General features: G+C 66.1%; 21 protein-coding genes and 2 pseudogenes. 12 read left to right on the top strand and 11 right to left on the bottom strand.

Annotated elements, in window-relative coordinates; all coding sequences use genetic code 11:
- Positions 1–55 precede the first annotated feature (55 nt).
- The gene (gene gluQRS, locus GDIA_RS16270; protein ID WP_012554846.1) at positions 56–964 is read right to left on the bottom strand and encodes a tRNA glutamyl-Q(34) synthetase GluQRS; all 909 of its coding nucleotides are present in this window, start codon (positions 962–964) and stop codon (positions 56–58) included.
- 161 nt (positions 965–1,125) lie between these two features.
- Here gluQRS and GDIA_RS16265 point away from each other — a divergent pair, with 161 nt between their 5' ends.
- Positions 1,126–1,695: an HNH endonuclease gene (locus tag GDIA_RS16265; RefSeq protein ID WP_041249857.1), complete on the top strand. Its 570-nt coding sequence runs from the start codon at positions 1,126–1,128 to the stop codon at positions 1,693–1,695.
- 36 nt (positions 1,696–1,731) lie between these two features.
- Here the strand turns inward: GDIA_RS16265 and GDIA_RS16260 are convergent, their stop codons facing one another.
- On the bottom strand, positions 1,732–2,028 hold the full coding sequence (locus tag GDIA_RS16260) for a hypothetical protein (protein WP_012554845.1): 297 nt from the start codon (positions 2,026–2,028) through the stop codon (positions 1,732–1,734).
- Between the two features lie 495 nt (positions 2,029–2,523).
- Between GDIA_RS16260 and hpnR the strand changes: the two genes are divergently transcribed.
- The 3 genes from hpnR to GDIA_RS16245 all read left to right on the top strand — a co-directional run bounded on the left by hpnR (position 2,524) and on the right by GDIA_RS16245 (position 6,972).
- Positions 2,524–4,065, top strand: a complete 1,542-nt coding sequence (gene hpnR, locus GDIA_RS16255; protein WP_012554844.1) for a hopanoid C-3 methylase HpnR — start codon at positions 2,524–2,526, stop codon at positions 4,063–4,065.
- A gap of 105 nt (positions 4,066–4,170) precedes the next feature.
- A complete protein-coding gene (locus tag GDIA_RS16250; protein ID WP_012554843.1) occupies positions 4,171–6,666 on the top strand; it encodes a heavy metal translocating P-type ATPase in 2,496 nt (831 codons plus the stop codon).
- Between the two features lie 93 nt (positions 6,667–6,759).
- Positions 6,760–6,972, top strand: a complete 213-nt coding sequence (locus tag GDIA_RS16245) for a heavy-metal-associated domain-containing protein (protein ID WP_012554842.1) — start codon at positions 6,760–6,762, stop codon at positions 6,970–6,972.
- A gap of 34 nt (positions 6,973–7,006) precedes the next feature.
- Here the strand turns inward: GDIA_RS16245 and GDIA_RS16240 are convergent, their stop codons facing one another.
- Positions 7,007–7,360, bottom strand: coding sequence for an ArsC family reductase (locus GDIA_RS16240; RefSeq protein WP_012554841.1), 354 nt, complete (start codon positions 7,358–7,360; stop codon positions 7,007–7,009).
- Positions 7,361–7,501: 141 nt separating this feature from the next.
- On the opposite strand from GDIA_RS16240, the gene GDIA_RS16235 reads away from it, so the two are divergent.
- Positions 7,502–8,164 carry a hypothetical protein gene (locus GDIA_RS16235; RefSeq protein WP_012554840.1) on the top strand — a complete coding sequence of 221 codons (663 nt, stop codon included), beginning with the start codon at positions 7,502–7,504 and terminating at the stop codon, positions 8,162–8,164.
- Between the two features lie 40 nt (positions 8,165–8,204).
- Positions 8,205–9,866: a phosphoglucomutase (alpha-D-glucose-1,6-bisphosphate-dependent) gene (gene pgm, locus GDIA_RS16230; RefSeq protein WP_012554839.1), complete on the top strand. Its 1,662-nt coding sequence runs from the start codon at positions 8,205–8,207 to the stop codon at positions 9,864–9,866.
- 102 nt (positions 9,867–9,968) lie between these two features.
- Here pgm and GDIA_RS16225 read toward each other — a convergent pair whose 3' ends face one another.
- Complete coding sequence (locus GDIA_RS16225; protein WP_012554838.1) at positions 9,969–10,988, bottom strand: isoaspartyl peptidase/L-asparaginase family protein; 1,020 nt, start codon at positions 10,986–10,988, stop codon at positions 9,969–9,971.
- A gap of 90 nt (positions 10,989–11,078) precedes the next feature.
- A complete protein-coding gene (locus tag GDIA_RS16220; RefSeq protein WP_012554837.1) occupies positions 11,079–11,750 on the bottom strand; it encodes a dienelactone hydrolase family protein in 672 nt (223 codons plus the stop codon).
- Between the two features lie 218 nt (positions 11,751–11,968).
- Between GDIA_RS16220 and GDIA_RS16215 the strand changes: the two genes are divergently transcribed.
- The 4 genes from GDIA_RS16215 to GDIA_RS16200 all read left to right on the top strand — a co-directional run bounded on the left by GDIA_RS16215 (position 11,969) and on the right by GDIA_RS16200 (position 16,607).
- On the top strand, positions 11,969–13,423 hold the full coding sequence (locus GDIA_RS16215) for a phosphomannomutase (protein ID WP_173363420.1): 1,455 nt from the start codon (positions 11,969–11,971) through the stop codon (positions 13,421–13,423).
- A gap of 181 nt (positions 13,424–13,604) precedes the next feature.
- Positions 13,605–14,645, top strand: a complete 1,041-nt coding sequence (locus GDIA_RS16210; RefSeq protein WP_012227500.1) for an NAD(P)-dependent alcohol dehydrogenase — start codon at positions 13,605–13,607, stop codon at positions 14,643–14,645.
- 47 nt (positions 14,646–14,692) lie between these two features.
- Entirely contained in the window at positions 14,693–15,673 is a 981-nt protein-coding gene (locus GDIA_RS16205; protein ID WP_012554836.1) for an AraC family transcriptional regulator, read from the top strand.
- Between the two features lie 10 nt (positions 15,674–15,683).
- The gene (locus GDIA_RS16200; protein ID WP_012554835.1) at positions 15,684–16,607 is read left to right on the top strand and encodes an ABC transporter substrate-binding protein; all 924 of its coding nucleotides are present in this window, start codon (positions 15,684–15,686) and stop codon (positions 16,605–16,607) included.
- 351 nt (positions 16,608–16,958) lie between these two features.
- Here GDIA_RS16200 and GDIA_RS16195 read toward each other — a convergent pair.
- The 3 genes and pseudogenes from GDIA_RS16195 to GDIA_RS18850 all read right to left on the bottom strand — a co-directional run.
- Positions 16,959–17,468 (bottom strand): annotated as a pseudogene (locus GDIA_RS16195) (IS630-like element ISGdi5 family transposase); the annotation flags it as partial.
- Positions 17,469–17,764: 296 nt separating this feature from the next.
- Positions 17,765–18,904 carry an IS110-like element ISGdi7 family transposase gene (locus GDIA_RS16190; protein ID WP_012553902.1) on the bottom strand — a complete coding sequence of 380 codons (1,140 nt, stop codon included), beginning with the start codon at positions 18,902–18,904 and terminating at the stop codon, positions 17,765–17,767.
- Positions 18,905–18,983: 79 nt separating this feature from the next.
- A pseudogene (locus tag GDIA_RS18850) lies at positions 18,984–19,546 on the bottom strand (IS630-like element ISGdi5 family transposase); the annotation flags it as partial.
- Positions 19,547–19,997: 451 nt separating this feature from the next.
- On the opposite strand from GDIA_RS18850, the gene GDIA_RS16180 reads away from it, so the two are divergent.
- Complete coding sequence (locus GDIA_RS16180; protein ID WP_144880069.1) at positions 19,998–20,699, top strand: hypothetical protein; 702 nt, start codon at positions 19,998–20,000, stop codon at positions 20,697–20,699.
- Positions 20,699–21,178 (top strand): hypothetical protein, encoded by a 480-nt coding sequence (locus tag GDIA_RS16175; protein WP_012554833.1) that lies wholly within the window; start codon positions 20,699–20,701, stop codon positions 21,176–21,178. Before GDIA_RS16180 ends, GDIA_RS16175 begins: the two co-directional genes overlap by 1 nt.
- Before the next feature lie 67 nt (positions 21,179–21,245).
- Here the strand turns inward: GDIA_RS16175 and GDIA_RS16170 are convergent, their stop codons facing one another.
- From GDIA_RS16170 to GDIA_RS16160, 3 genes are read right to left on the bottom strand one after another with little or no spacing between them, the layout of a single operon-like run.
- A complete protein-coding gene (locus tag GDIA_RS16170; RefSeq protein ID WP_012554832.1) occupies positions 21,246–22,784 on the bottom strand; it encodes a formylglycine-generating enzyme family protein in 1,539 nt (512 codons plus the stop codon).
- Positions 22,781–23,977, bottom strand: a complete 1,197-nt coding sequence (locus GDIA_RS16165) for an ABC transporter permease family protein (protein WP_043459067.1) — start codon at positions 23,975–23,977, stop codon at positions 22,781–22,783. Before GDIA_RS16165 ends, GDIA_RS16170 begins: the two co-directional genes overlap by 4 nt.
- Complete coding sequence (locus GDIA_RS16160; RefSeq protein WP_012554830.1) at positions 23,974–24,615, bottom strand: ABC transporter ATP-binding protein; 642 nt, start codon at positions 24,613–24,615, stop codon at positions 23,974–23,976. Before GDIA_RS16160 ends, GDIA_RS16165 begins: the two co-directional genes overlap by 4 nt.
- Positions 24,616–24,663 lie beyond the last annotated feature (48 nt).

The raw sequence follows: 24,663 nt of genomic DNA, 5'->3' as shown, positions 1-24,663 counted from the left end.
CGCAGCGCGAGGTAAACCGCTGATCCGCGCCGCGCGCACGCCACCGATGCCGTTCTCAGATGGGAAGGGGGGCGCCCCCCATGGCCGCGGCGCGCACGGCGGCGGCGGTCTGGCCGGCCTCACGTAGCGCACGCAGGGTCTGCGCCCGGTCGCGCTTGGCCAGACGGCGGCCGTCGGCGTCCAGCAGCAGCGGATGATGGGCGTATTCCGGCGCGGGCCAGCCCATAAGGATCTGCAGCAGGCGATGCACGGCCGTCGCGGGGCGCAGATCCTCGCCCCGGGTCACCAGGCTGACGCCCTGCAGCGCGTCGTCATGCGTGACGCACAGATGATAGGACGCCGGGCAGTCCTTGCGCGCCAGGACGACGTCGCCGAACGGCGCGACGGGCGCGGACAGCACGCCCTGCCCGCGCGCGTGCCCCCGCTCGTGCCACGTCATGATCCCGCTGCCCGCCTGGTGCACCGCCCGGGCCATGTCCAGGCGCAGCACATGCGCCTGCCCTGCCGCGATCCGGTCGGCCCGCTCCGCCGCCGACAGCGCCCGGCAGGTCCCGCCATAGGCCAGCGTGCCGTCCGGGGCGCGATGGGGCGCGTGCGCGGCCTCGGCGGCCTCGCGCCGGATGTCGGCGCGGGTGCAGAAACACGGATAGAGCAGCCCGCGCTGCGCCAGCGCGTCCAGCACGCGACGATAATCGGCCATATGGTCGGACTGAAGCCGGACGGCGCCGTCCGGGCGGATGCCCAGCCAGGCCAGGTCCTCGACGATCGCATCCGTGTAGTCCGGGCGGCAGCGGCCGGGGTCGATATCCTCGATCCGCAGCAGGAAACGGCCATCCGATTCGCGCGCATGGCGCCAGGCCGTCAGCACCGACGCCGCGTGACCCAGATGCAGGTACCCGGTGGGGCTGGGGGCAAAGCGTGTCGTGACGGTCTTTCCGCCACGAAAACAGGATGATGCCGTCATGAATGCCCTCCCCGCCCGGGCCCGCTGTGCCGGACACGGGCATCCCTTGCGATATCGGGGAATGTTTGCGATATAGATGGCAGGTTCTCAACGGCGCATATCATTCGGCGTTCGGTTATTGAGTACAACGCCTGATGATGGTGTGGCGGCATCGCGAAAGGATGCGCCCCTTGCTTGCTGGCAGTCCACATTATCCGGCCCTGGTTCTGAATGCCGATTTCAGGCCGCTTTCCTACTTTCCACTGTCGCTGTGGTCCTGGCAGGACGCGATCAAGGCGGTGTTCCTGGACCGCGTTTCGGTCCTGAGCGAATATGACGAGGAAGTACGGTCCCCCAGCCGGTCTCTCCGATTACCCAGCGTCATCGCCCTGAAGGATTATATCCCGACCGCTCGCCGCCCCGCCTTTACCCGGTTCAACGTTTTCCTGCGCGACAATTTTTCCTGCCAATATTGCCTGGACCGCCTGCCGACCCACGACCTGACGTTCGATCACGTCATCCCCCGCTGCAAGGGGGGCCGGACGACCTGGGAAAATGTCGTCACCGCGTGCAGCCCCTGCAACCTGATGAAGGGCTCGCGCATGCCGCACGAGCTGAAGATGTATCCCCGCCGCACGCCCTCGCAGCCTTCCACCTGGGAATTGCAGGAAAACGGCCGCTCGTTCCCTCCCAACTATCTGCATGAAAGCTGGCGGGACTATCTGTACTGGGACAGCGAACTGGATACCTGACCCGCAGGTCAGCGGTTGCTTCGCCGGCGGCAGTGCCTATCGGTGGTAGCTGTAGCCGTATTCATCCGCCAGCCGCTGCAGGTCCGGCGCGCCGCGCAGGTTCAGCGGAATCGGCTGCGGGTTCTTTGTCCCGATGGCGAAGTTGCCGTCGGTCATGCGCTGGCAGGTATTGGCCGCCAGGGGAAAGCTCAGCTTCAGTTCCGCCCCCATCTGGGCGCGCAGGCAGGACACGTCGGTATCCAGCGGGCGACGCCCGATTTCCGACGAGCATCCCGCCAACAGGATCGCGCCGCACGCAACCCACCCCAGACCCGTCCAGTTCTTCCGCTTCATCTCGACCGCCGCCGGCGGCCCGCCGAGGGGCCGTCCATCACATGATCCCGCGCGGTGCCGCCCGAACCGGACGTGCCCGCGCATATCGTTCGCGCCAACCTGCCATGGATCGGCCATCCGCGATAGGGCGCCCCGACCGGGGGCGCCGTCCCGCCCCGCGCATGACGGCGGCAGCCGCCACGCATGGCGGCACGGTCACTTTTTGCTGAAGATCGATGGCAATTCGGGGGTTGCGTGACAGTATCTGGGCATCTCGTCATCCTGACCGGTCGGTTATCACCCCGGAATCCGATGGCGCGCGCGCCGATGACGGCGGTGCCCGGGCATGCATAGGTGGCATTACGTCAGGTCCGGATGACACCCACCCCGCCCGTCTGAAACAATTATGCAGACTGATCCTGCATTCACGACCAACGGTGGCGTTTCGTCCACCGAATGCATGACCGCCCCATATCGCTCCGCCGCATTGCGGCCAGAAAGATCAAGGTGACAGCATTGAGAGTACTTGCCGTCCATCCCAGCGCCCTGATGTATACGAAGATCTTCCTTCGCCTGGAACCACTGGGGCTGGAACTGATCGCGGGCGCCGCGCGCGATGCCGGACACACGGTGCAGATTATCGACCTGCAGGTGGAAACCCATCAGGATTACTGGCGGATGATCCAGGAATTCCGCCCCCACGCCGTCTGTTTTTCCGGCAGTTACCTGGCCAACATCCCGGAAATCGTCGATCTGTGCCGCGAGACCCGGGTCCGGATGCCGGGGGTCTTCCTGTTCGTCGGCGGCCATTCGGTGTCGTTCATCGCCCGCGACGTGCTGGCCCTGGCCGATGGCGCGATCGACTGCGTCCTGCGGGGTGAAGGCGACGCCACGGTGGGTCAGTTGCTCGACACGCGCCAGGCGGGCGGGGACATCACCACGGTGCCCGGCGTCGTGACCCTGACGGCCGAGGGGCCGCCGCCGACCTTCGTGAAATCGCTGGACATGATCCGCCCGGCGCGGGACCTGCTGCGCCACCGGGGGAAATACTTCATCGGCACGCTGGACCCGGCGGCCTCGATCGAATTCGCGCGCGGCTGTCCGTGGGACTGCACGTTCTGCAGCGCCTGGACCTTCTACGGACGGTCCTACCGCACTGCCAGCCCGACCGTCATCGCGGACGAACTGGAAGCGATCCGCGAACCCGGCATCTTCATCGTCGACGACGTGGCCTTCGTCCATGCCGAGCATGGGATGGCGATCGGCGAGGAAATCAAGCGGCGCGGCATCCGCAAGGAATATTACCTGGAAACCCGCGCCGACGTGCTGCTGCGCAACAAGGAGGTCTTCCGCTTCTGGAAGGAACTCGGGCTCAGCTACATCTTCATCGGCATGGAGGCGGTGGACGAGGAAGGGCTGAAGCAGTTCCGCAAGCGCGTGTCGCTGGACCGGAATTTCGAGGCGCTGGAATTCGCGCGTTCGCTGGGCCTGATCGTCGCGATCAACATCATCGCCGATCCGGCCTGGGACCGGAAGCGCTTCGAGGTCATCCGGCAATGGTGCCTGGAAATCCCCGATATCGTGAACATCTCGGTCATGACCCCCTATCCGGGCACCGAGATCTGGCAGAGCGAGGCCCGACGCCTGACGACGCGCGATTACCGCCTGTTCGACATCCAGCATGCGGTGCTGCCGACCACCCTGCCGCTGGAGGAATTCTACGAGGAACTGGTCAAGACCCAGCAGGTGCTGAACCAGAAGCATCTGGGCTGGAGCGCGATCAAGGACACGATGGGCATCGCCCTGCGCCTGGCCCTGCATGGACAGACCAATTTCCTGCGGATGATCTGGAAATTCAATTCGGTCTTCAATCCCAAGCTGCAGCTGGCGGACCATCGCCGCACGCCGCGCTATGAAATGCCGCCCCAGCCCGAGGCGGCGGAGAAGGTCGATCGCCGGACGCTGTACGTCCATAACCCCGCCGGCCGGCGCAGCCGCACGATCGACGACGCGACCGAGAAGTTCGTCGAGGAAACGCGCATGACGGCGGCCGAATAGAAGGCAGCCGCCGCCGCTCGGTTGACGGCAGCCTGCCCCGACCCCACCTTCCGCACGGGGTCCTGCGTGCCAGCGGGATCGCGGAACGGAAGGCGGCGTCGGAACATGACATCCGGTCAAACCATCACCCTGCCCCCCAGCACATCGCCCCCGGGCGCCCTGGCCCCCATCACCGTGCCCATCGAGGGCATGAGCTGCGCCGCCTGCGCCGCCCGGATCGAGAAGGTGCTGGGCCGCCTGCCGGGGGTGACGGCTTCGGTCAATTTCGCCACCGCGACCGCGACGGTGGAACGGCAGGGCGCCCCCCCGCCGGACGCCCCCGGGCTGGGCGAGATCGTGGGGGCCATCCGCAAGGCGGGGTTCGACGTGCCGGCCCGCCATGTCGTCCTGGCGATCGACGGCATGACCTGCGTCGCCTGCGCCACCCGGATCGAAACGGTGCTGAACCGTCTGCCGGGGGTGGACGCGCATGTGAATTTTGCCAGCGGCCGCGCCGATATCGACTACGTGCCGGGCCTGTCGGACCCCGATGCCCTAGTGCGGCAGGTCGAAAAGGCGGGCTATGGCGCCGCCCTGCCCCATGACGTCGCTTCCGGCGCGACGGGGAGCGAGGCGGCGGACGACGCCGCGCGCCATCGGGCGGCCTGGCAGCGGCAGGTGCGGCTGTTCGCGCTGTCGGTGGTGCTGACCCTGCCGCTGCTGGCCGGCATGGTGGCGATGCTGGCCGGCCTGCACGACATGCTGCCGGTCGGGCTGCAATGGGTGCTGGCGACGCTGGTGCAGTTCGTCTGCGGCCGGTCCTTCTATCGCCATGCCTGGAACGCCGTGCGTGGCGGCGGCGCGAACATGGACGTGCTGGTGGTCATGGGCACCAGCGTCGCGTGGCTGGCCAGCACGGCCACGGTCGCGCTGGGCCTGCCCGGGCCTCTCTATTTCGAATCCGGCGCCACGGTCATCACCCTGGTGCTGCTGGGCCGCCTGATGGAGGCCCGGGCCCGCAACCGCACGCGTGAAGGCGTGGAAAGCCTGATCCGCCTGCAACCGCAGGTCGCGCATGTCGAGATCGACGGCGCGATCCAGGACCGGCCGGTGACCAGCCTGCGGGTCGGCGACATCTTCGCCATCCGCCCGGGCGAGAGCATCCCGGTGGACGGCACGATCCTGGACGGGCGGTCCGACATCGACGAATCCATGCTGACCGGCGAATCCGTTCCCGTCGGCAAGGGACCGGGCGATCCGGTTTCCGGCGCCACGATCAACCGCGACGGCGTGCTGCGCGTCCGTGCCCGGCGCGTGGGCGCCGACACCACGCTGTCGCGGATCGTCCGCATGGTGCAGCAGGCCCAAGGCACCAAGGACCCGGTGCAGCATCTGGTGGACCGGGTCTCGGCCGTCTTCGTGCCGGCGGTCCTGGCCGTCGCCGCCGTGACGTTCGCCATCGGCTGGGCCGTCAGCGGGCATCCGGCGGGGGCGCTGGGCGGCACGATCGCGGTGCTGGTGATCGCCTGCCCCTGCGCGCTGGGGCTGGCCACGCCGACCGCGATCATGGTGGGTACCGGCCTGGGGGCACGGGCCGGCCTGCTGTTCCGCAACGCCGAGGCGCTGGAGCGCCTGCATACCGTCACCACCCTGATCATGGACAAGACCGGCACGCTGACCCTGGGCCGGCCGGGCGTAACCGACATCGTGCCCGCCCCGGGCGTCGCGGCCGACACGCTGCTGTCGGCCGCCCTGGCGCTGGAGCGCAATTCCGAACATCCGCTGGCCCGCGCCATCGTCGATCATGCGGTATCGCGCGACATCGAGGCCGCCCCGGTCCGCGATGTCCGGGCCATACCGGGGCGCGGCGTCCAGGCCCAGGACGCGGATGATTCGGGCGCCACGCTGCGCCTGGGCTCGCCCCGCTTCCTGGCCGAATCCGGCTGCGGCGGGGACGAGCCCACGGTCCAGCGCCTGGAACAGGACGGCAGGACGGTGATCGGGGTGGCGCGCGGCAGCACCCTGCTGGGCCATATCGCGCTGGCCGACCAGATCCGCCCCGACGCCGCCGCCGGCCTGGCCGCGCTGCGCGCGCGCGGGATCAGGCTTGTGATGCTGACCGGCGACAACCCCCGCACCGCCGCCGCCGTCGCATCCCGCCTGGGACTGGACGAGACCATCGCCGGCGTACTGCCCGAGGACAAGGCGCACGAGGTCGAACGCCGCCGGGGTGCGGGCCGGATCGTCGGCATGGTGGGCGACGGCATCAACGACGCCCCGGCCCTGGCGGCAGCCGATATCGGCATCGCCATGGGCAGCGGGTCGGACATTGCGCTGGATACTGCCGACGTCGTGTTGATGCGCAGCGAACTGCGCGGGCTGGTGGATGCGATGGACCTGTCGCGCGCCACCCTGGCCAAGGTAAGGCAGAACCTGTTCTTCGCATTCATCTATAACGTGCTGGGCATTCCGCTGGCGGCGGCGGGATGGCTGAATCCCGCCCTTGCCGGCGGCGCGATGGCCATGAGTTCGGTCTCGGTCGTCTCGAACGCGCTGCGGCTCAATCGGTGGAAGCCGGGGTCCGATGCCTTGCGGAGCCGGCCCCGAACATCGAATACTTGAATATTGTCCCGAATATTGACAAGGTCTGCCGGGAACATGAACAGCCGCGCCCGCGCCATCCGGAATGGCCTGCGGCACCGGAAGGATGGGGCAATGGACGCGATTACGCTGAAAATCGGGGGCATGACGTGCGACGGATGCGCCTCGGCGGTCCAGAAAGCGCTGGAACGCACCAACGGCGTGAGCACGGCCAGCGTGTCCATGACCCCCGCCCCGCGCGCCGCAGTTACCTATGATCCGAACCTCGCGACGCCCGCGACCCTGTGCACGGCGGTGCAGGACGCAGGCTACGACGTCACGGTCTAGAAATCATTTTTTCAGGGGCTGATTTAAACGCGGTTCAGTTCAGTCGCACGGCGTAAAGCTCGGGCTTGAACCCGACCGTCAGCGCGCCGTCCACGTCCAGCACCGGCCGCTTGATCATCGACGGTTGCGCCAGCATCAGGTCGATGGCCCGCGCGGCATCCAGGTCGGCCTTGTCCGCGTCGGGCAGATTGCGGAAGGTGGTGCCCGACCGGTTCAGCAGGATTTCCCATCCCACCTGTCGCACCCACCCCTCCAGCACCTCACGCGTGATGCCCTGGCTCTTGTAGTCGTGAAAGACGCAGGCCACGCCGTGCGTCTCCAGCCAGGCGCGGGCCTTCTTCATCGTGTCGCAGGCCTTGATGCCGTAGATCGTAACCGAACGCGCCATATTTCCGTTTTCCACCCCTGCCCAGACGCGCGGCGGCGCGACTATTCGCCATGACGATAAACATGCTTTAATATCAATTCCGAAGCCGTAGCAATCGGATGAAGATCCCAGGAAACTGGACGAAACATGGCAGGGAACACGATGGCATCCAGAAAAACGCATCCCATTTCAGGCCGCATGCCCCAGATGATGCTGGCGCTGTCGCTGGCCGCGACCGGTGCCGCCCTGCCCCGGCATGCCCATGCGCAGGCATCCGCCATCACCGGCAGCCAGGTCACCACCGCCACCGTCGAGACGATCGATTCCGGTTCGGGCGAGGTGCTGCTGCGCGATCGCACCGGCGGCTTCATCACGGTGCGCGTGCCCAAGGACGTGCATAACCTGCCCCACGTGCAGCCGGGGGACCAGATCCATATCCGCTTCTTCCAGACCATCGCCGCCGACATCGCGGCCCCCGGCAGCCCGCCCCCGCAATCGACCGTGACGTCCGCCCACGGGCTGGCGAACCGCCACCCCCACGGCATGATGGTTTCCTACCAGCGGGAGCGCGTGCGCGTACTGGCCGTCGATGCGCCGCACAATGTCGTGACCTTCGTCGATCCGGGCGGGATCACCCGGACCGTCACCGTAAAGGAAAAGCCGATCCAGGCGCTGCTGGCGACGTTGAAGGTGGGTGATTCTGTCGACGTGACCACCGCGGACGCCGTATCATTCGAGGTCATGAACCGCGTGGTCACGCCGTCCACCACCGTGACCGAAGGGGCGGGTCAGACCGCCGGCACGGCGCCGCCCGCCCACCCCTGAACTGGCACCGCGAACCGCTACTACCGGGAAGGAACACAGGATGGCCACCATCAGCCCACTGGCGGGCAAGCCCGTTGCGCCGTCACGCCTGATCGACGTCGCGAAGCTGACTACCGCCTATTACGACCTGAAGCCCGATCCCCGGATCACGGCCCAGCGGGTTACCTTCGGAACGTCGGGCCATCGTGGCTCGCCGCTCCAGACCGGCTTCAACGAGGCCCATATCCTGGCGATCAGCCAGGCGGTCTGCGAGTACCGCGCGGCGGCGGGCATCGACGGGCCGCTCTATATCGGCATCGACACCCATGCGATCTCGAAGCCGGCCCTGGCCTCGGCGCTGGAAGTGTTCGCGGCCAACGGGGTGGACGTCTTCATCGACGCGCAGGACGGCTACACCCCCACGCCGGTGATTTCGCACGCCATCCTGACCTACAACAAGGGACGCACCAGCGGCCTGGCGGATGGCGTCGTCCTGACGCCCTCGCACAACCCGCCGGAAGATGGCGGTTATAAATACAACCCGCCCCATGGCGGCCCGGCGGACACGGGCATCACCCGCACCATCGAACGCGCGGCCAACGACTTCCTCGCCTCCGGCTTGGCGGGGGTGCGGCGCATCCCGTACGAACAGGCACTGCGCGCCGCCTGCGTGCATCGGCACGATTACATCACGCCCTACGTCGCGGACCTTGGTTCGGTCCTCGACATGGCGGCGATCCGCGCCTCGGGGGTCAAGATCGGCATCGATCCGCTGGGGGGGGCCGCCGTCGCCTACTGGCAGCCGATCATCGAACGGTACGGCATCGACGCCACCGTGGTCAGCGACGTCGTGGACCCGACCTTCTCGTTCATGACGGCCGACTGGGACGGGCAGATCCGCATGGACTGTTCCTCGCCCTACGCGATGGGCCGGCTGATCGAGGCCGGACGGACGTTCGACGTGGCTTTCGCCAACGATACCGATGCCGACCGGCACGGCATCGTCGCGGGCAGCGACGGGCTGATGACCCCGAACCATTACCTCGCCACCGCCATCGCCTACCTGTTCGCCAACCGGCCGGGCTGGAGCCCCCAGGCGGCGGTGGGCAAGACGGTGGTCAGCAGCAGCATGATCGACCGGGTGGCGGGCAAGCTCGGGCGCCGTCTGGTCGAGGTGCCGGTCGGCTTCAAATGGTTCGTCGACGGGCTGATCGACGGCTCGTTCGGCTTCGCGGGCGAGGAAAGCGCCGGCGCCTCGTTCCTGCGCACGGACGGCACCGCCTGGACGACGGACAAGGACGGCATCATCCTGGGACTGCTGGCCGCCGAAATGACGGCGCGCACCGGGCACAATCCCGGCGTGGCCTATCGCGACCTGACGGCCGAACTGGGCACGCCCTATTATGCCCGGATCGACGCGCCCGCCACAGCCGAGCAGAAATCGCTGCTGAAGTCGCTGTCGGCGGAACAGGTCGGCCTGCAGGACCTGGCGGGCGAGCCCATCCGGGCGACGCTGACCCGCGCCCCCGGCAATGACGCGGACATCGGCGGCCTGAAGATCGTCACGGACAATGGCTGGTTCGCCGCCCGCCCCTCGGGCACCGAGGACGTCTACAAGATCTATGCCGAGAGCTTCGTCAGCGAGGACCATCTGCACCGCATCCAGCACGAGGCGGCGGACGCCATCTCGTCCCTGTTCGCGACCCAGGAAGGTTCAGGCTGACAGCACGAGGAAGGCCCGAGGGGTCGTGGACCCTTCGGGCCTGGAGCGCCTTGCGGTTGCGTGACGCCATCCGATCACGATCTGCCCTACTGGAAGTCTGCCCTACTGGAAGATCGCGGCGTGCGGCACGCCGTCGCGACCGACCCAGGCGCGATACATCCCGTCGGTATTGAACGGCATCGCGATATCGCCGGCCGAATCGACCAGGATGGCGCCGCCGTTTCCACCCAGCGCCGGAATTTCGTGGTTGATGACGTCGTCGGCCGCATGGGCCAGCGAATCATGCATCGCCGTCACGCGCATGCAGATCTCGTGCGCCGCCACGGTGCGGATATAGAATTCTCCCCACCCGGTCCCGGACATGGCACAGCCCGCATTCGCGTATGTGCCCGCGCCGATCAGCGGCGAATCCCCGACCCGGCCCCATAATTTGTCGGTCATGCCGCCCGTCGACGTCCCGGCGGCCAGATGCCCCGCCTTGTCCAGCGCAACGGCGCCCACCGTGCCGAAATGACGGTCCGTGGTTTCGTCCGCGTGCTGGGCATGGGCCGCATCCTCCTTCAACGCGCGCTGAAGCTGGTCCCAGCGGCGCTGGGTCCAGAAATAGGACGTATCCACCAATGCGATCCCCTGCGTCCTGGCAAACGCCTCGGCCCCCGCGCCGATCAGCAGGACGTGCGGCGAATGGTCCATGACCGCCCGCGCCAGGGAAATCGGGTTGCGCACGTGCTGTACGCCCGCGATCGCGCCGGCCCGCAGGGTCGCGCCGTCCATGATGGCCGCATCCATTTCGTTATGGCCGTCATGGGTGAAGACCGCCCCCTTGCCGGCATTGAAGTTCGGATCGTCCTCCAGCACGCGAATGGCCGCCACCACCGCATCCGGTGCCGGCTTGCCCGCCTTCAGGGCGGCATATCCCGCGTCCAGGGCGTGGGCCAGCGCCGCCAGGACGATCTTCCGCCGCTCGGGCGACATGTCGGCCTTGATGACGCCCGCGCCCCCGTGAATGACCATCACGGGCACGGTATCGGCGCGCGCCGTCACCGGCCGCATGACCACCGACGCCGCCGTCATCACCATGGCCGCCGCTATCCCGCCCGACAGAACCCTCGATCCGCGCATTCCCGCCCCTCCCGTTGCGCCGTGACGGTAACATCGGAATCGAAACGAACAAGGGGGAGCATGCGCGGCACGGCGGGACAGGCCAACCGCCTAAAGGGGCGCGCGCAGATGGGACAGGAACCACCCCACCGCATGGTTCGCGACCTGCTCCAGCGTTCCCTCCTCCTCGAACAGATGGGTCGCACCCGGGACGATCACCATGTCGCATTCGCAGGTCATCGCCCGCATCGCCGCCCGGTTCAGGGCGATGACGGCCGTATCCCGGCTGCCGACGACCAGCAATGTCGGGGCACGGACCCGCGCCAGCGCCGTGGCCCCCGCCAGGTCGGGCCGGCCGCCGCGCGAGACGATGGCGGTAATGCGCGCATCGTCGGCTGATGCCGCCAGCAACGCGGCCCCGGCCCCGGTACTGGCCCCGAAATAGCAGACCGGCAACGCCGCCAGATGGGGCGCCTGCTGGACCCAGTGCGTCGCCCCGCGCAGCCGCTTGGCCAGCAGGGTGATGTCGAAGACGTTCCTACGGTCCCGTGCCTCGCCGTCCCGCAAAAGGTCCAGCAGCAGCGTCGCCAGACCCACGCGCTGCAGGGCCTGGGCCACCATGGTGTTGCGCGGGCTGAACCGCCCGCTGCCGCTGCCATGGGCGAACAGGACCAGGCCATGCGCCTCCGGCGGGATGCCAAGCAGCCCGGTCACATAGCCCGCTTCCACCGTGACGGCATCGACCGCCTCGAACGGTCCGGCGGCGTTTCGGCTGGCATTCATGACCCACCTGCCCCATCCCCTGTGCGGATCCCCCTAAACGACCCAACCCCACCTTGGTTCTCCTGCCGTCCTGGCTGTGGAAAAGTCTCGGTCGCCGGTCAGTTCACGCTTGCGCCCGGGATGGAAGTCCTGCTGATTTAGCGCACGAAAAACGGAACGGACGCCCGTTCGAACGGCGTCGCAACGGCGGGAAAGACCTCATGAAAATAGCCCAGTGGATGACGCAGTCGGGCGTCGCGTTCGGCACCAGCGGCGCGCGCGGCCTCGTCACCGCCATGACGGATGCGGTCTGCTTCGCCTACACCGTGGGTTACCTGAAGCATCTGGCGACCCTGGGCGAATTTTCCCCCGGCACCCCGGTCGCCGTCGCGGGCGACCTGCGTCCCAGCACGCCCCGCATCGTCCGCGCCTGCGTCGCCGCGATCCGCTCCATGCGGGGCGAGCCGGTATTCTGCGGCTTCGTTCCCACGCCCGCGCTGTGCGTGCATGCCTTTGCGCGCGGCATTCCCTCGCTGATGGTCACGGGCAGCCATATTCCGGCCGACCGCAACGGCATCAAGTTCAACCGCGCGCATGGCGAATTCCTCAAGACCGACGAAGCCGCGATGCGGGAACAGGATGTCGAACTTCCCGAAGGGTGGTTCGATGCCGACGGCGCGCTCGCGATTGCCGCCGACCTGCCCGCGATCACCGACGTGGTTCCCCCCTTTGTCGCCCGCTACCGCGATTTCTTCGGCCCGGACGCCCTGTCGGGCCTGACGCTGGGCGTGTACCAGCATTCCGCCGTCGGCCGCGACGTGCTGGTGGACATCGTCGAGGCGCTGGGCGGCAAGGCCGTGCCGCTGGGGCGGATGGACAGTTTCATCCCCGTCGATACTGAGGCCGTGCGCCCCGAGGATGCCGCCCTGGCCCGCGACTGGGCCGCCGCCGGCACGCTGGACGCCATCCTGACCACCGATGGCGATTCCGACCGGCCGCTGCTGGCCGACCGCGCCGGGAACTGGCTGCGCGGCGACGTGCTGGGCATCCTGGCCGCACGCTTCCTGAACGCGGCCGCCGTGACCACGCCCGTCAGCAGCAACACGGCGCTGGAACTGTCCGGCTTCGCGAAAGAGGTCCGCCGCACCCGTATCGGTTCCCCCTTCGTCGTGGCCGCGATGACCGAGGCCGCCGAGGCCGGGCTCGTGCCCTCGGTGGGCTACGAAGCCAATGGCGGGTTCCTGCTGGCCAGCGACGTGACGCGCTACGGCCGTACGCTTGCCGCCCTGCCGACGCGCGATTCCGTCCTGCCCATGATCTGCGCGCTGGTCGCCGCCCGCGAGCAGGGCCGCGATCTCGATGCCCTGGTCGCCACCCTGCCCCCGCGCTTCACCCTCAGCGACCGCCTGGTCGAAATGCCGACGGCGCAGAGCCAGGCGCAGATCGCGAAACTCGGCGAGGACCCCGAAGGCGGCGCGGCGGCGCTGGGCTTCACCGAAGCATGCGGCCCCCTCCATCACGTGGACAAGACCGACGGCCTGCGGATGATTTTCGCCAATGGCGAGATCATCCACCTCCGCCCTTCTGGCAATGCACCGGAACTGCGCGTCTACGTCGAAGCCGACAGCCCCGAACGGGCCGATGAACTGCTGAAGACCGGACTGGCCGCCGTCAGCACGTGGCGGCAAGGCTGAAGCCCCCACCAGCGATCCGGACGGCATATCCGGTCCGGATCACGACTTCAGGAGCGCGCAAAAGAGTATCAGCGGCCAGAGGAAAACGACCTAGACGCCCCCGCGGGGGCCCGTCATAGAATCCGGGCAACGAACGACAAGCGGCCCCGATAGATCCATCGAGAGGCCGCGGGAGGAAAAAATGCCCGTTGCCCTCGTCCTCGAACGCAAGGACGTCCTGTCCTTGCGCGACATCGACATTCCCCAGACGCTGGGTCCCCGCGACGTCAGAGTGAAAATCGACACTGTCGGCATCTGCGGCAGCGACGTGCATTATTATACCCATGGCCGGATCGGCCACTTCGTGGTCGAGAAACCGATGGTGCTGGGCCACGAGGCATCGGGCACCGTGGTCGAGCTCGGCACGGCCGTCACGAACCTGAAAGTCGGCGACCGGGTCTGCATGGAACCGGGTATCCCCGATCCCACCTCGCGCGCATCGAAGCTCGGCATCTACAATGTCGATCCCGCCGTCTCGTTCTGGGCGACGCCGCCGGTGCATGGCTGCCTCACCCCTCTGGTGGTGCATCCCGCCGCCTTCACCTATCGCCTGCCGGACACCGTCAGCTTTGCCGAAGGCGCCATGGTCGAACCGTTTGCGATCGGCGTGCAGGCGGCCGTGAAGGCGAAGATCAAGCCTGGCGATACCTGTGTGGTGACCGGATGCGGGCCGATCGGAATCATGGTGGCGCTGGCGGCCCTCGGCGCGGGCGCGGGCAAGGTCATCGTGTCGGACATCGCCGCGCCGAAGCTGGATATCGCGGGCCGGTATGCCGGCATCATCCCGGTCGATGTCGCGCGGGATTCGCTGCGCGACGCCGTGCGGGCGGAATGCGGCGAGGGCTGGGGCGCGGACGTGGTGTTCGAGGCCAGCGGCAGTCCGCGCGTCTATGACGATGCGCTGGCCGTCGTGCGGCCCGGCGGCACGCTGGTGCTGGTGGGCATGCCGGTCGACAAGGTGTCGTTCGATATCGTTGCCGCCCAGGCCAAGGAAATTACGATCGAGACCGTATTCCGCTACGCCAATGTATACGACCGGGCGATCGCGCTGATTGCTTCCGGCAAGGTCGATCTCAAGCCGCTGATCTCGGGAACCTACAACTTCGCGGATGCGGTCGAGGCATTCGAACGGGCGGCGTCCGCCCGGCCCGGGGACGTCAAGTTGCAGATCCGCATGGCGTAGGGCCGCCAACGAAACACGTCCCCCGCTCCAGGGAGAAGAACGGAAGAATGGTCCACGGCACTCATTCCGCCCGGAAGGCGCGCGCCGCGACACCCGTCTTTGAAGTCGTGCGTCCCGAACCGCGCAACAGCTTCGTCTGGCATACGCATGATTATCCGGCGCCCTGCGCGCGGTGGAACTATCACCCCGAATATGAACTGCACCTGATCACCAAGGGGTGCGGCCAGTATATGGTTGGCGATTATTTCGGCTTTTTCGCGCCGGGAAACCTCGTGCTGATCGGGCCGAACGTGCCGCACGGCTGGTTCAGCGACGTAACACCCGGCGAAAGCGTACCGGACCGCAATATCGTTCTTCAGGTCAACAAGTCCTGGTTCACGGGCCTGATGACGCTTTGTCCGGAACTTGACGTTCTGCACGGGCTTCTCGCGGCGTCAGGACGTGGGGTCGAATTCCTCGGCCCGGGGGTCGCTGCCCTTGGCGCGCGCCTGGCCGGGCTCGGCACGATGGACGATGCCGCGCGCATTCCCGCCATCATCGGCCTGTTGCTCGACCTGGCCCAGTGCTCTTACCGGACGTTATGCAGCGCGGGCCTGACCCTGTCCCCGGATGACAGGGAACTGGAGAAAATAGATTCCATCATCAGGAATATAATCGACGACAACATCGTTTTTCGTCAGCAGGCCGAAATTGCAAAAGCGGTCGGATTGTCCGCACCCGCGTTTTCGCGGCAGTTCCGGCGCGCCACCGGCGATACGTTCGTATCCTTCATGAAAAAGCTGCGGATCGGCAAGGCATGTCAATTGCTGATGACAACAGACGCCTCGATTGCCGACATCAGCGCGGCCACGGGGTTCGGCAACCTGTCCAATTTCAACAGGCAGTTTCTCCAGATTCGCCAGACGACCCCTTCGCAATACAGGCGGGACGTCCGACGCCTGGTGAAACAGGATGCTGAAACAGCAAAAATTCGAAACGACCGCCCATACGGAATGCACAGTCACCACGCACAGCGATACGTACAATAGGAAAAAAGACATGAAATACCTGAAAGAAATCGCACTGATCGGAACGATTCTGGCCTGCGACGCGCATATGGCGCATGCCCGGGAGCTGCGCACCGTAGGCGTCTCGGTCGGCTCGCTGGGCAATCCGTATTTCCTGTCCCTTGTGAAGGGGGCGACCGACGCCGCGCACAAGATCAATCCCAACGCGCAGGTCTCGGCGGTGTCGTCGGATTATGACCTGGGTAAACAATCGTCGCAGATCGACAATTTCATCGCCTCGGGCGTCGACCTCATCCTGCTGGCGGCCGCCGACCCCCACGCGGTCAGCGCGGCGGTGGGACGGGCGAAGGCGGCCGGGATCGCGGTGGTGGCCGTGGATGTGGAGGCCGATGGCGCGGACGCCACGATCCAGACCGACAACACGCAGGCAGGCAGGGTATCGTGCGCGTTCCTGGCATCCGCCATCGGCGGCAAGGGACATGTCATCATCCAGAACGGTCCGCAGACCTCGTCGGTGATCGAACGCGTCAACGGCTGCAAGGAATCCCTGGCCAAATATCCGGACATCACGATCCTGTCCGACAACCAGAACGGGAAGATCTCCCGCGATGGCGGAATGGACGTCATGATGGGTTACTTGACGCGCTACCCTGATTTTCAGGGCCTGTTTACCGTATCCGATCCCCAGGCCATCGGCTCCGACCTGGCAGCGCACCAGTTGAAGCGGACCGGTATCGTCATCACCTCGGTGGACGGCTCGCCCGACGCCGTCACCGCGTTGAAGGCCGACACGCTGATCGCAGCCACGGCCAGCCAAAGCCCGGCCGAACAGGGAACCTTGGGCGTCCAGACGGGCTACGACATCCTGAACGGGAAGAAACCCGCCCAGAAGGTCACCCTGCTAGCGCCGCAACTGGTCGACCGCAGGAACGTCGCCGCCTACAGGGGGTGGTAACCGCGTCGCACGGGGACAGTTGTACTCGTTCTGACGACGGTTACATGATATAGTGATCATTGTAGTTGCAGGAAGTTCTGATGCAGGGAACCCAGTTCAGCTATGCCAAGGCGATCGGTAATGACGCGTCACGGCAAGCCGACGGCGGCGGTCCTTTCTTATTGAGTAATACATCCGCCTGAGCAACGTGACGCCGTTCGGACGATTGGTGGCCTCTTGACCGGATGAACTTGAAACGGAGCGCGTGGCCGGCAAGGGCTTGCGGGAGCGGTTGCCACGAACAGCGGCAGGCTGTCCATGAGTGTGATCAATGACGGATCAAATGCAGGTGCAAGGGCCTAATACCAACGGTTATAGGTACTGACCCGTGTGTGCCCATTTCCTGAGTCCGATGGATCGGATGGTGTCAGGCAGGGCGGCAAGCTTGTTCCAAGCGGAACAGGCGGCGTCGATGATATGATCGATGCCGTCGAAGACGGTGTTGGACAGCCAGTTGGCGCGCAGGAACTGCCAGACATTTTCGACCGGGTTCAGTTCGGGCGCGCGGGACGGCAGGAAGATCAGGCTGATATTGCGGGGCAGCTTCAGCTTGTCGGTGGTATGCCATCCTGCGCGATCGAGCAGCACGACGGCGTGGGCACCGCGGACGACGCAGCGCGAGATTTCCTCGATGTGCAGTTGCATGCTGGCGGTGCCGATGAACGGGAGCGCCAGGCCGGCGGCTTTGCCACGCGCCGGACAGATCGCGCCGAACAGCCAGGCATTCTCGTAGCGCTGATCAGCCGGCTGGCGTGGCCGCGTGCCACGCCGGGCCCATTGTCGGACGATGCCGTTCTTCTGGCCGATCCGGGCCTCGTCCTTACATGAGGGTTCAGGTGTCAACGTATTTTCGCGATGGCGTGTCTCCTGTCCCTATGGTCTTAAGTCAGGTGCTTTTATGGGCTCGGGGCCCTTCCGTATCGCAGCAGCGGCTGCATCACCTTACATGCGGTCGGATCGCGCGAGCGACCCGCACCATAATGCCTCTTGCACGAGGCTCTGCCCCGACGACGCGCGACCCACCTGAAACGCGGTAGCGTGGCGCTACCAAAGAAGAAGACGGTCGCGTTCCCCGTATCGCCGCCGACGACTGATCGGCCCGCGGCACTTCTGTCTATCTATTCTGCGGTCGTTCCGGTGCCGAATGCGAGACCGTCCGGTATCGATCCTGTCTCCACATAGCGCCAAAGCGCAATCAGAAGCTTTCTCGCCATGGCCACGATCGCAATGCGGCGTGTCCGCCCTTTCAAGGTGCCGACGCGCTCACGAAACCATGAGGCGAGCCCGCTTGCGGGCTGATAGCGTAGCCAAAGCCAGGCGAGTTGGATCATCGCCGTCCGCGCTCGCGGGTTTCCGGCCCGGCTGATGCTTCGATCACGATCCATGCTGCCACTTTGATAAGGCATAGGCGTAATGCCGACGTAACTGGCCAGTTGGCGACGGTTGTCGAAGCGGCGATAGAACACCTCCCGAACGAGAACGGCAGCGAAATTCTCGCCGATGCCGCGGATCTGTTTCAGCGAGACGATCTTTTGAGTCACACGGTCATCCATCGCTGCGGCGTCCAGTGTCTTGGCCCGTTCAGTTTCCAGTTCTCGGATCAGTTCCAACGCCAGGAGAAGCCGACGACGCAGGCGGTCGAGTTCAGCACGAAGGAACGGCGGCAGTTCCCGCCCGTCGCCCGTGCGCAACGCGGCGACGTCGCGTTCCCAGGACCGTAACGACGGTCTACCCCGGATGCCCTGGGTAAACAGCAGCGCCTCTATTCTGTTTTCGATACGCAGCCTTTCCTGAACAAGGTGTTCGCGTTCGCGGTGTGTACGTTTGGCATCCTCCTCGTCGGGCGTCGGCACACGCACCATGCTGCATATCTGGCGATCACCATTAAGCCATGCCGCAAGAACACGCAGCATGCCTTCCGCGTCGAGACGGTCCGTCTTGGCCCGACGTGCGCGACGATTGACCAGAATGCTCGTGGGCTCAAGCACATACGCGGCGATGCCGTGCGCTGTCAGCAAACGATACAGCCAGAAGCCATCGCGGCCGGCCTCGAAACAGCATGACACCTCCGCGACATCACCCGGCTGGGTCGACGCGCGCGTTTGAAGCTCCGCGATCAATTTCAGCAGCCCTGAGGCGTCTCCACCTTCGAGGCGATGCAATCGGGATTTCGTGGCTCCCGAGATAGTCTTTACCGCGACAAGCCAGGAGGAAACGCTGAGTTCGATGGCAATGTGAATGGCGTTCTCGGATGACATGGCAGGAACTCCCTCGTCATTGGTGCTGACACGCTTGAGATTGAGCCTTTCTTGCCGGCGGTGTCTGCCCTCATAGCATCTGGAACCAGATCTCGATCGGCTTGCCCTTGGGCAGATGGCCGGTATGGGCATTCAGGATGCGGGGGAAGTTTTTTTGAATGCCTCCATGACGCCAGCGTCCTGACCCGGGTGACGTGGCCGGGCGCTGACATAGGAAAAACCAAGCCGTTTCAGCAGAGTGGACACATGACGCTCATGATAGACGACGCCGAAGCGCTCTTCGATCACGCGTTGCAGATCGACCCGGCGCCAGCGCACCACGCCATCGCGCTGCCGATCCGGGCCTGCCTCGACCAGGGCCTTCAATTCGGTCTGCTGTGCGACACTCAGACGGCAGGCCGGCCCTGCGTGCAGATGATCGCGCAGGCCATCCGGCCCTTCAGCATTGAAGCGGTGAACCCAGTCCCGCAGCGTCTGGCGGTCCATGCCGCCCACGCGGGCCGCATCGGTGCGGCTGGCCCCGTCACGGATCGCCGCCAGGGCCAGAAGCCGGCGCGCAGCGTTCGCCTGCCGGCTGCGCGCCGCAAGTCGCCTCAGCTCAGAGGCCGAATAGTCATCCCGTAGCTTCACCGCTCTCGTCATCTGCCAGATCCTCCCAAAATCAAGAGAATCAGAGCCGGCGCCGTTCGTCACTTCACACACGAGTCAGTGGCTACGGCCTTTGGTATAACGGTACTGGCCCGCAATATTCGTCATTTTCCGTCTATCGCAAATTTTAGCAACCAATCCGTTTGAGGAACTGCCGGGTGGGACCGCCTGGGACACATGATCGAGTTGGACCCATTACCGACAAAAAATCCTCCGCAAGACGCCGGATATAGGTATCGGCATACCCGACATATGCCTGTGGCAAGGCATGCGCGCCCAGAAGGGTAACAAAGGTATGTGTGCGTTAGCCTCATAAGAAAACCAAAGAAAAATCCTTTGGCATAGAAGAGGCGATATTGATTTTTTTTCCATCGTTGCGATGATAGCGTGCTCATGATAGGGGCATGATACGCTTGATAAACTCTCTTACTTTGGTAATCGCAAGATGAATTATTACCTCGGAAAGCTTTCACTTACCACAATCGCGGGCTGCATGCTTTTGTCGGCGTGCGCAGCGCCTGCTTACGATTCATCCCTAAGCCCAGAAGAAAACCAACTGCGGCAGCGCCAGGCGCAATTCAACACCACTGTCGGCGAAGGTGCCGCCCTAGTTGGCGGCTTGGCAGCGCTCGGCGTCGGTCTGGCAACGCATAGCGCAGCGAACGCAGCGATCGCGGGAGCCGGCGGCGCGCTGTTAGGCGGTGCAATCGGTTACGCCGTGGCGAGCCGGACCCAGGCTCAGCAAATGAGCGAAGATGGCGCGAACAAGGCCATTGCACACTATCGCGAGGAAGTCGTTAAGGCACAGCAGGACGCCACCGCAGCCGAGCAGACTACGGCGAAGGCACAGCAGGACTTGGTTGTCCTGAGGCAGAAGCTGGCCGCGAACCAGATTTCGGCTGCGGACTACCAGGCGAAAATCGCCAATTACCGTCGAGATATCGCGGCGATGCAGGCGGTCCAGGCCCATTACGCGCAGACCGCCGCCAGCGCCGAGAATATCGCGAGCGGGCGGAAGAACGTCGAAGCTGGAACCATTTCCACAACGCTTAAGACGCAGGAGGTCAGGATCACCCGGGCAGCCAATGAATTGACGGCGGATGTCGGCGCAATGCCGACTGCCTCTGCCAGCCCGACCGTCAGCTGATGACAGCACCGGCATCTCGCGCCCGCCTTGCGGGTTTGCTGCCCCTGGCGCTGCTGGCCGCCTGCTCAGCGCAGCAATGCGATCCCAATCGCGCCGACCTGTTCACGGGAATCGGGTGTTCCGCTGGCAATGGATACCAGCAGAGAACCCAGGACCTGGACGCGCAACGCAACCTCCTGCGCCTTCAGGCGGCGCAGGCGCAAGGTAACGCCGCCGTCGCACAGAACCAGGCCGCGTGGGCACAGGACGCCGTCGCCCAGCAGCGCCAACGCCTGCAGGCTTTCCAGAGCCGGAACGCCGCACTTCGCGGGCGGCTCGCGGCGCTGGAACAAAGCAAGCGCATCACCGCCGCGCAGTACCAGACAGCAGTGCAGAACCTGAACGAAGCCGGTAAGCTGGCCAGCAGCCACGACGCGGCCGACAAGGCCCGGGCCGACAAACAGCAGCAGGCCATCGTGGACAGCCTTTCCGGCCTGTAGCAGCCGAGAGGCGACGAAAACGACATGACCGAGTGCGTGACCGGGTTTATCCGGTCACGCACTTTTTTCATTGGCTGGAAATCTTCGCCACCTCCGCCTGCACGTCCTTGGCCGAGACCATCTTCCTGTCCCGCAGTGCCTCCAGGTTCTTCTGGGCCAGCGCGAGCATGCCGAACAGATAATCTTCCCCCCTCGCATGCAGCCCGTCGCGCTGGACCGCGATGATCGACCCGGCATCCTTGATGGCGGGGCTGGAGGACGCGGCTTCAAGAAGTCCCAGGTAACCTTCCGTGGTGGCGTCGAGTTCCTTCTGGCGATCGGCGAGATGTTTCTCTATCTGCTGTGTCTGCGCGGCTGTCAGGGTCCCGAGGGCCGCCTGCGTCTTGCGAATCGTCTCGATGGCGTGATTGACTTCCCATATGTCATTGCCCAGGGCGACCAGCGCCTGGACCTGCGCCCCGAAGGTTTTCTTTTCGGCATCCTCACGCGCGCGGCCGTCGGCGGCCAGGGCATTTTCGATACGCGCGAGCTTGGCCAGCGTCGCCGGGTCCGCCTGGGACTGTTCCTTCAGCGCGGCAAGCGCGGCCTGCGTGTCGCCCGATGCTTCCGTGGCTTTGTGGAACAGAGCGTCGAATTCGTTCTGCGCCTCCTGCGTTTCCTTCAGCGATCCCAGCGCGTCCGCGCCGATGACCAGGCGGAAACCGATCGCCGCATCGCGGGTCGGCTGCGCCGTCTTCGGGTTATAGGGCGGCCATTCCACGCGGATATTCGTCGTCAGGTCTTCCGGATTGGCGTGGAAGTCGCCGCCCCGCACCAGCAGTCCGCCGACCTGACCCTGCAGCCGCCCGACCCTGTTGAGCTGGTAGGGGTCCAGCATCATCTGCCCGGCATTGCCCAGCATGTCATACAGGCCCAGGGGATTGGGCTTCATCTGCCCAACCGCCTGCATTTCGCCGATATCCGGTCCGGCGGCGATATAGGCTTCCGGCCCGCCATCGGGCATGGGCCAGAGCGGCGCGGTGAATTCCGACGGCTTGACGCGCATGCCGCCCCGCGCCGCGTAAGACCATTCGTCATCGACCGGAAGCCGCAGGAAACCGGGCGTGCCGTCTATCTTCAGCGCCGAGGCCTGATGCGCGAGCACCCATGATGTCAGCCTGCTGGCATAGGTCACCGCTTCGTCCCACGAGACGCCGGTCCTGGGCTTCTGCCCCGCCCGGGTCGGGGGCGTGCAGGACCCCGACAGGGCAGCATACTGGTTTTCCGTCACGTCGTATTTGGCGATATAATAGCGGCGAAGTTCCGGATGCCCCGGCACCCGGAAGGGAGCGGCGAGGTACGTCCGCCGGATGAACTGGTTATAGCCGTCCGCCGTGTCCGGCCGTCCGACCGTAATTTCGGTATCGTCCAGCACCCCGTCGCCGCCGGGAACGTCGACAGGACGGAACACCATTCCCCCGCCGCATGGCAGCGGCAGCTTCAAATCGTCGGACAACGGATGGGGATCGACGAATTTCGCGTCCCATGACGACGTATCCGCCCGGGACGACGCGGGCAGGGACACGGCCGCCATGGCACAGAGACACAGGACGATGGAGGATTTCACGGGGTGCTGACTCCTTCCCAGGGATCGATGCGGCCCGCCCGGAACGCTGCCGCCGCCGAGGCCAGGAACGCCCCGGCGATCGTCAGCGCACTGGCCAGGACGCAAAGCCGCCCGTCAATGATGCACAGCGGATGCCCGGGCGGCAGGACTTGCGCGAACTGATGATTGATCACCCGCCCCACCAGCGCCGCGCCGCACAGGGCCAGCGCGATGCCGCCGATCGCCAGGATCTGCGCCTGGATCAGCGGAAATCCCCCCAGGAACGGCACCCCGACGAAACGCAAGGTCGCCAGCGACAGCCGCTTACGTTCGACATTCGCCCACAGCCCCGCCGCAAGGCTGGCGACAAATCCGGCGACCCCCATGCAGGCGGTCAGCCGGAACAGCAAGGTCATGCGACGGTCGAGGGTCAGCAGGCCGGACACGTCCCCCGCCCGCGACACGACGTCGATTCCCGCCGCGCGCAGGGCGGCATCCTCGGCCGGAACGTCGTCCAGACGGCGCACATACAGCCTGAAACCGGCCCATACATGTGCCGACTGCCCGGCCTTCGCCCAGGCGTCGGGCCAGGACAGCGGGTCCTCGCGGAAGACCTCCACCGTCTGGGCCAGCCGGAGGGCCACGAATGCCGTATCGTGGGCCGTGGCGCGCTGCGGCGCCACCGCCGCGACCCGCACGGGCAGGATTTCCTGCGCCGCGCCTTCCCCCAGCCGTGCGACATGCAGGTCCAGCCCGTCACCCGCCCGTACATGCAGTGCCGCCGCCGCCGGCGCCGACAGGACGATGCCGGAGGGATCGGCCGGCATGTCTGCCGGCGTCAGCAGCGGGTCACCGGCGTGCGAGGGCAGAAGCTCCACCCGCCGCGCATCCTGCGGCCGGTCCGGGGGAACGAGAAGCGCGCTGGCGGCCAGGGTCCGGGTCCGGGGGCTGACGAAAACGACCTCGGGACGGCGGCCCAGCGCCGCCAGCCATGCGGCATCGAAATCCCGGTTGCCGGCATTCGATATTTCGCGAATCCTAGGATCTTCCAGCAGCGAGGCCCGCAATCCCTCGACCAGGCCGGCGCGCAATCCTGCGATGACCAGCAGCGGCGCCGCCGTAGCCGCCAGACCGACGATGAGGCAGAGGGCCATGATCTTCTCGGACAGCACGTCCCGCCACGCCAGCCTTCCGATCAGCAGCATCTGCTTCATGCCGCCTGTCCGGCCCCGGCGGTCGCAATCCGTGCGCCGCCCACATGCGGCACGGCGCTGACAATCGAAAACCCGGTTTCGGCCGCCCGGGCGCCGTCATGCGTCACCATGACCACCGCCGAGTCCGCGCCGCCCTGGTCGAACAGAAGCCGCATTGCCCCGGCCGCCTGGTCGGGATGCAGGGCCGCCGTCGGCTCGTCCGCCAGGACCAGGCGGGGCCGGTGGACCACCGCGCGGGCGATCGCGGCCCGCTGGCGCTGGCCGACGGAAAGCGTGACCGGCATGCGGTCGAGTTGCCCCAGGATGTCCAGCCGCGCCGCCAGGTCCTGGACGCGCGCGCGATCCGTCCGGCCCAGCACGTCCAGCGGAAGCGCGATGTTCGCGCGGACGGACAGGAACGGCAGCAGAGCGCTCATCTGGGGCACGAACCCCATGCCGGCCGCGCGAATCCGCCCCAGGGCTGCCGCGCCGTGCTGCCCGTTCCAGCAGGGCGAAACGTCCTGGCCACCGATTTCCAGCCTTCCGACCGCGCGCGGCCGCAGCGCGAGCGACAGCAGGCCGAGCAACGTGCTTTTGCCGCAGCCGGACGGCCCGACGATGGCCACGCGATCACCGGCGCGCAGGATGAATTCCGGCACCGACAGCGCAAAGCTGCCGTCGGGGGATCGCCATTCCAGCGCCTGGGC

The organism is Gluconacetobacter diazotrophicus PA1 5, assembly GCF_000021325.1.
Lineage (GTDB): Bacteria > Pseudomonadota > Alphaproteobacteria > Acetobacterales > Acetobacteraceae > Gluconacetobacter > Gluconacetobacter diazotrophicus.
This window is presented reverse-complemented; position numbering and strand designations above follow the sequence as displayed.

Excerpts from the sequence above, each read along its gene's own strand:
- GDIA_RS16180 (WP_144880069.1), top strand. The coding sequence starts at position 19,998 with ATGAATTATTACCTCGGAAAGCTTTCACTTACCACAATCGCGGGCTGC.
- GDIA_RS16190 (WP_012553902.1), bottom strand. The coding sequence starts at position 18,904 with ATGTCATCCGAGAACGCCATTCACATTGCCATCGAACTCAGCGTTTCC.
- GDIA_RS16225 (WP_012554838.1), bottom strand. The coding sequence starts at position 10,988 with ATGCGCGGATCGAGGGTTCTGTCGGGCGGGATAGCGGCGGCCATGGTG.
- GDIA_RS16210 (WP_012227500.1), top strand. The coding sequence starts at position 13,605 with ATGCCCGTTGCCCTCGTCCTCGAACGCAAGGACGTCCTGTCCTTGCGC.
- GDIA_RS16175 (WP_012554833.1), top strand. The coding sequence starts at position 20,699 with ATGACAGCACCGGCATCTCGCGCCCGCCTTGCGGGTTTGCTGCCCCTG.
- gluQRS (WP_012554846.1), bottom strand. The coding sequence starts at position 964 with ATGACGGCATCATCCTGTTTTCGTGGCGGAAAGACCGTCACGACACGC.
- GDIA_RS16165 (WP_043459067.1), bottom strand. The coding sequence starts at position 23,977 with ATGAAGCAGATGCTGCTGATCGGAAGGCTGGCGTGGCGGGACGTGCTG.
- GDIA_RS16250 (WP_012554843.1), top strand. The coding sequence starts at position 4,171 with ATGACATCCGGTCAAACCATCACCCTGCCCCCCAGCACATCGCCCCCG.
- GDIA_RS16220 (WP_012554837.1), bottom strand. The coding sequence starts at position 11,750 with ATGAATGCCAGCCGAAACGCCGCCGGACCGTTCGAGGCGGTCGATGCC.
- GDIA_RS16240 (WP_012554841.1), bottom strand. The coding sequence starts at position 7,360 with ATGGCGCGTTCGGTTACGATCTACGGCATCAAGGCCTGCGACACGATG.
- GDIA_RS16265 (WP_041249857.1), top strand. The coding sequence starts at position 1,126 with ATGCGCCCCTTGCTTGCTGGCAGTCCACATTATCCGGCCCTGGTTCTG.
- GDIA_RS16215 (WP_173363420.1), top strand. The coding sequence starts at position 11,969 with ATGACGCAGTCGGGCGTCGCGTTCGGCACCAGCGGCGCGCGCGGCCTC.
- GDIA_RS16200 (WP_012554835.1), top strand. The coding sequence starts at position 15,684 with ATGAAATACCTGAAAGAAATCGCACTGATCGGAACGATTCTGGCCTGC.
- GDIA_RS16205 (WP_012554836.1), top strand. The coding sequence starts at position 14,693 with ATGGTCCACGGCACTCATTCCGCCCGGAAGGCGCGCGCCGCGACACCC.
- GDIA_RS16260 (WP_012554845.1), bottom strand. The coding sequence starts at position 2,028 with ATGAAGCGGAAGAACTGGACGGGTCTGGGGTGGGTTGCGTGCGGCGCG.
- pgm (WP_012554839.1), top strand. The coding sequence starts at position 8,205 with ATGGCCACCATCAGCCCACTGGCGGGCAAGCCCGTTGCGCCGTCACGC.
- GDIA_RS16235 (WP_012554840.1), top strand. The coding sequence starts at position 7,502 with ATGGCATCCAGAAAAACGCATCCCATTTCAGGCCGCATGCCCCAGATG.
- GDIA_RS16245 (WP_012554842.1), top strand. The coding sequence starts at position 6,760 with ATGGACGCGATTACGCTGAAAATCGGGGGCATGACGTGCGACGGATGC.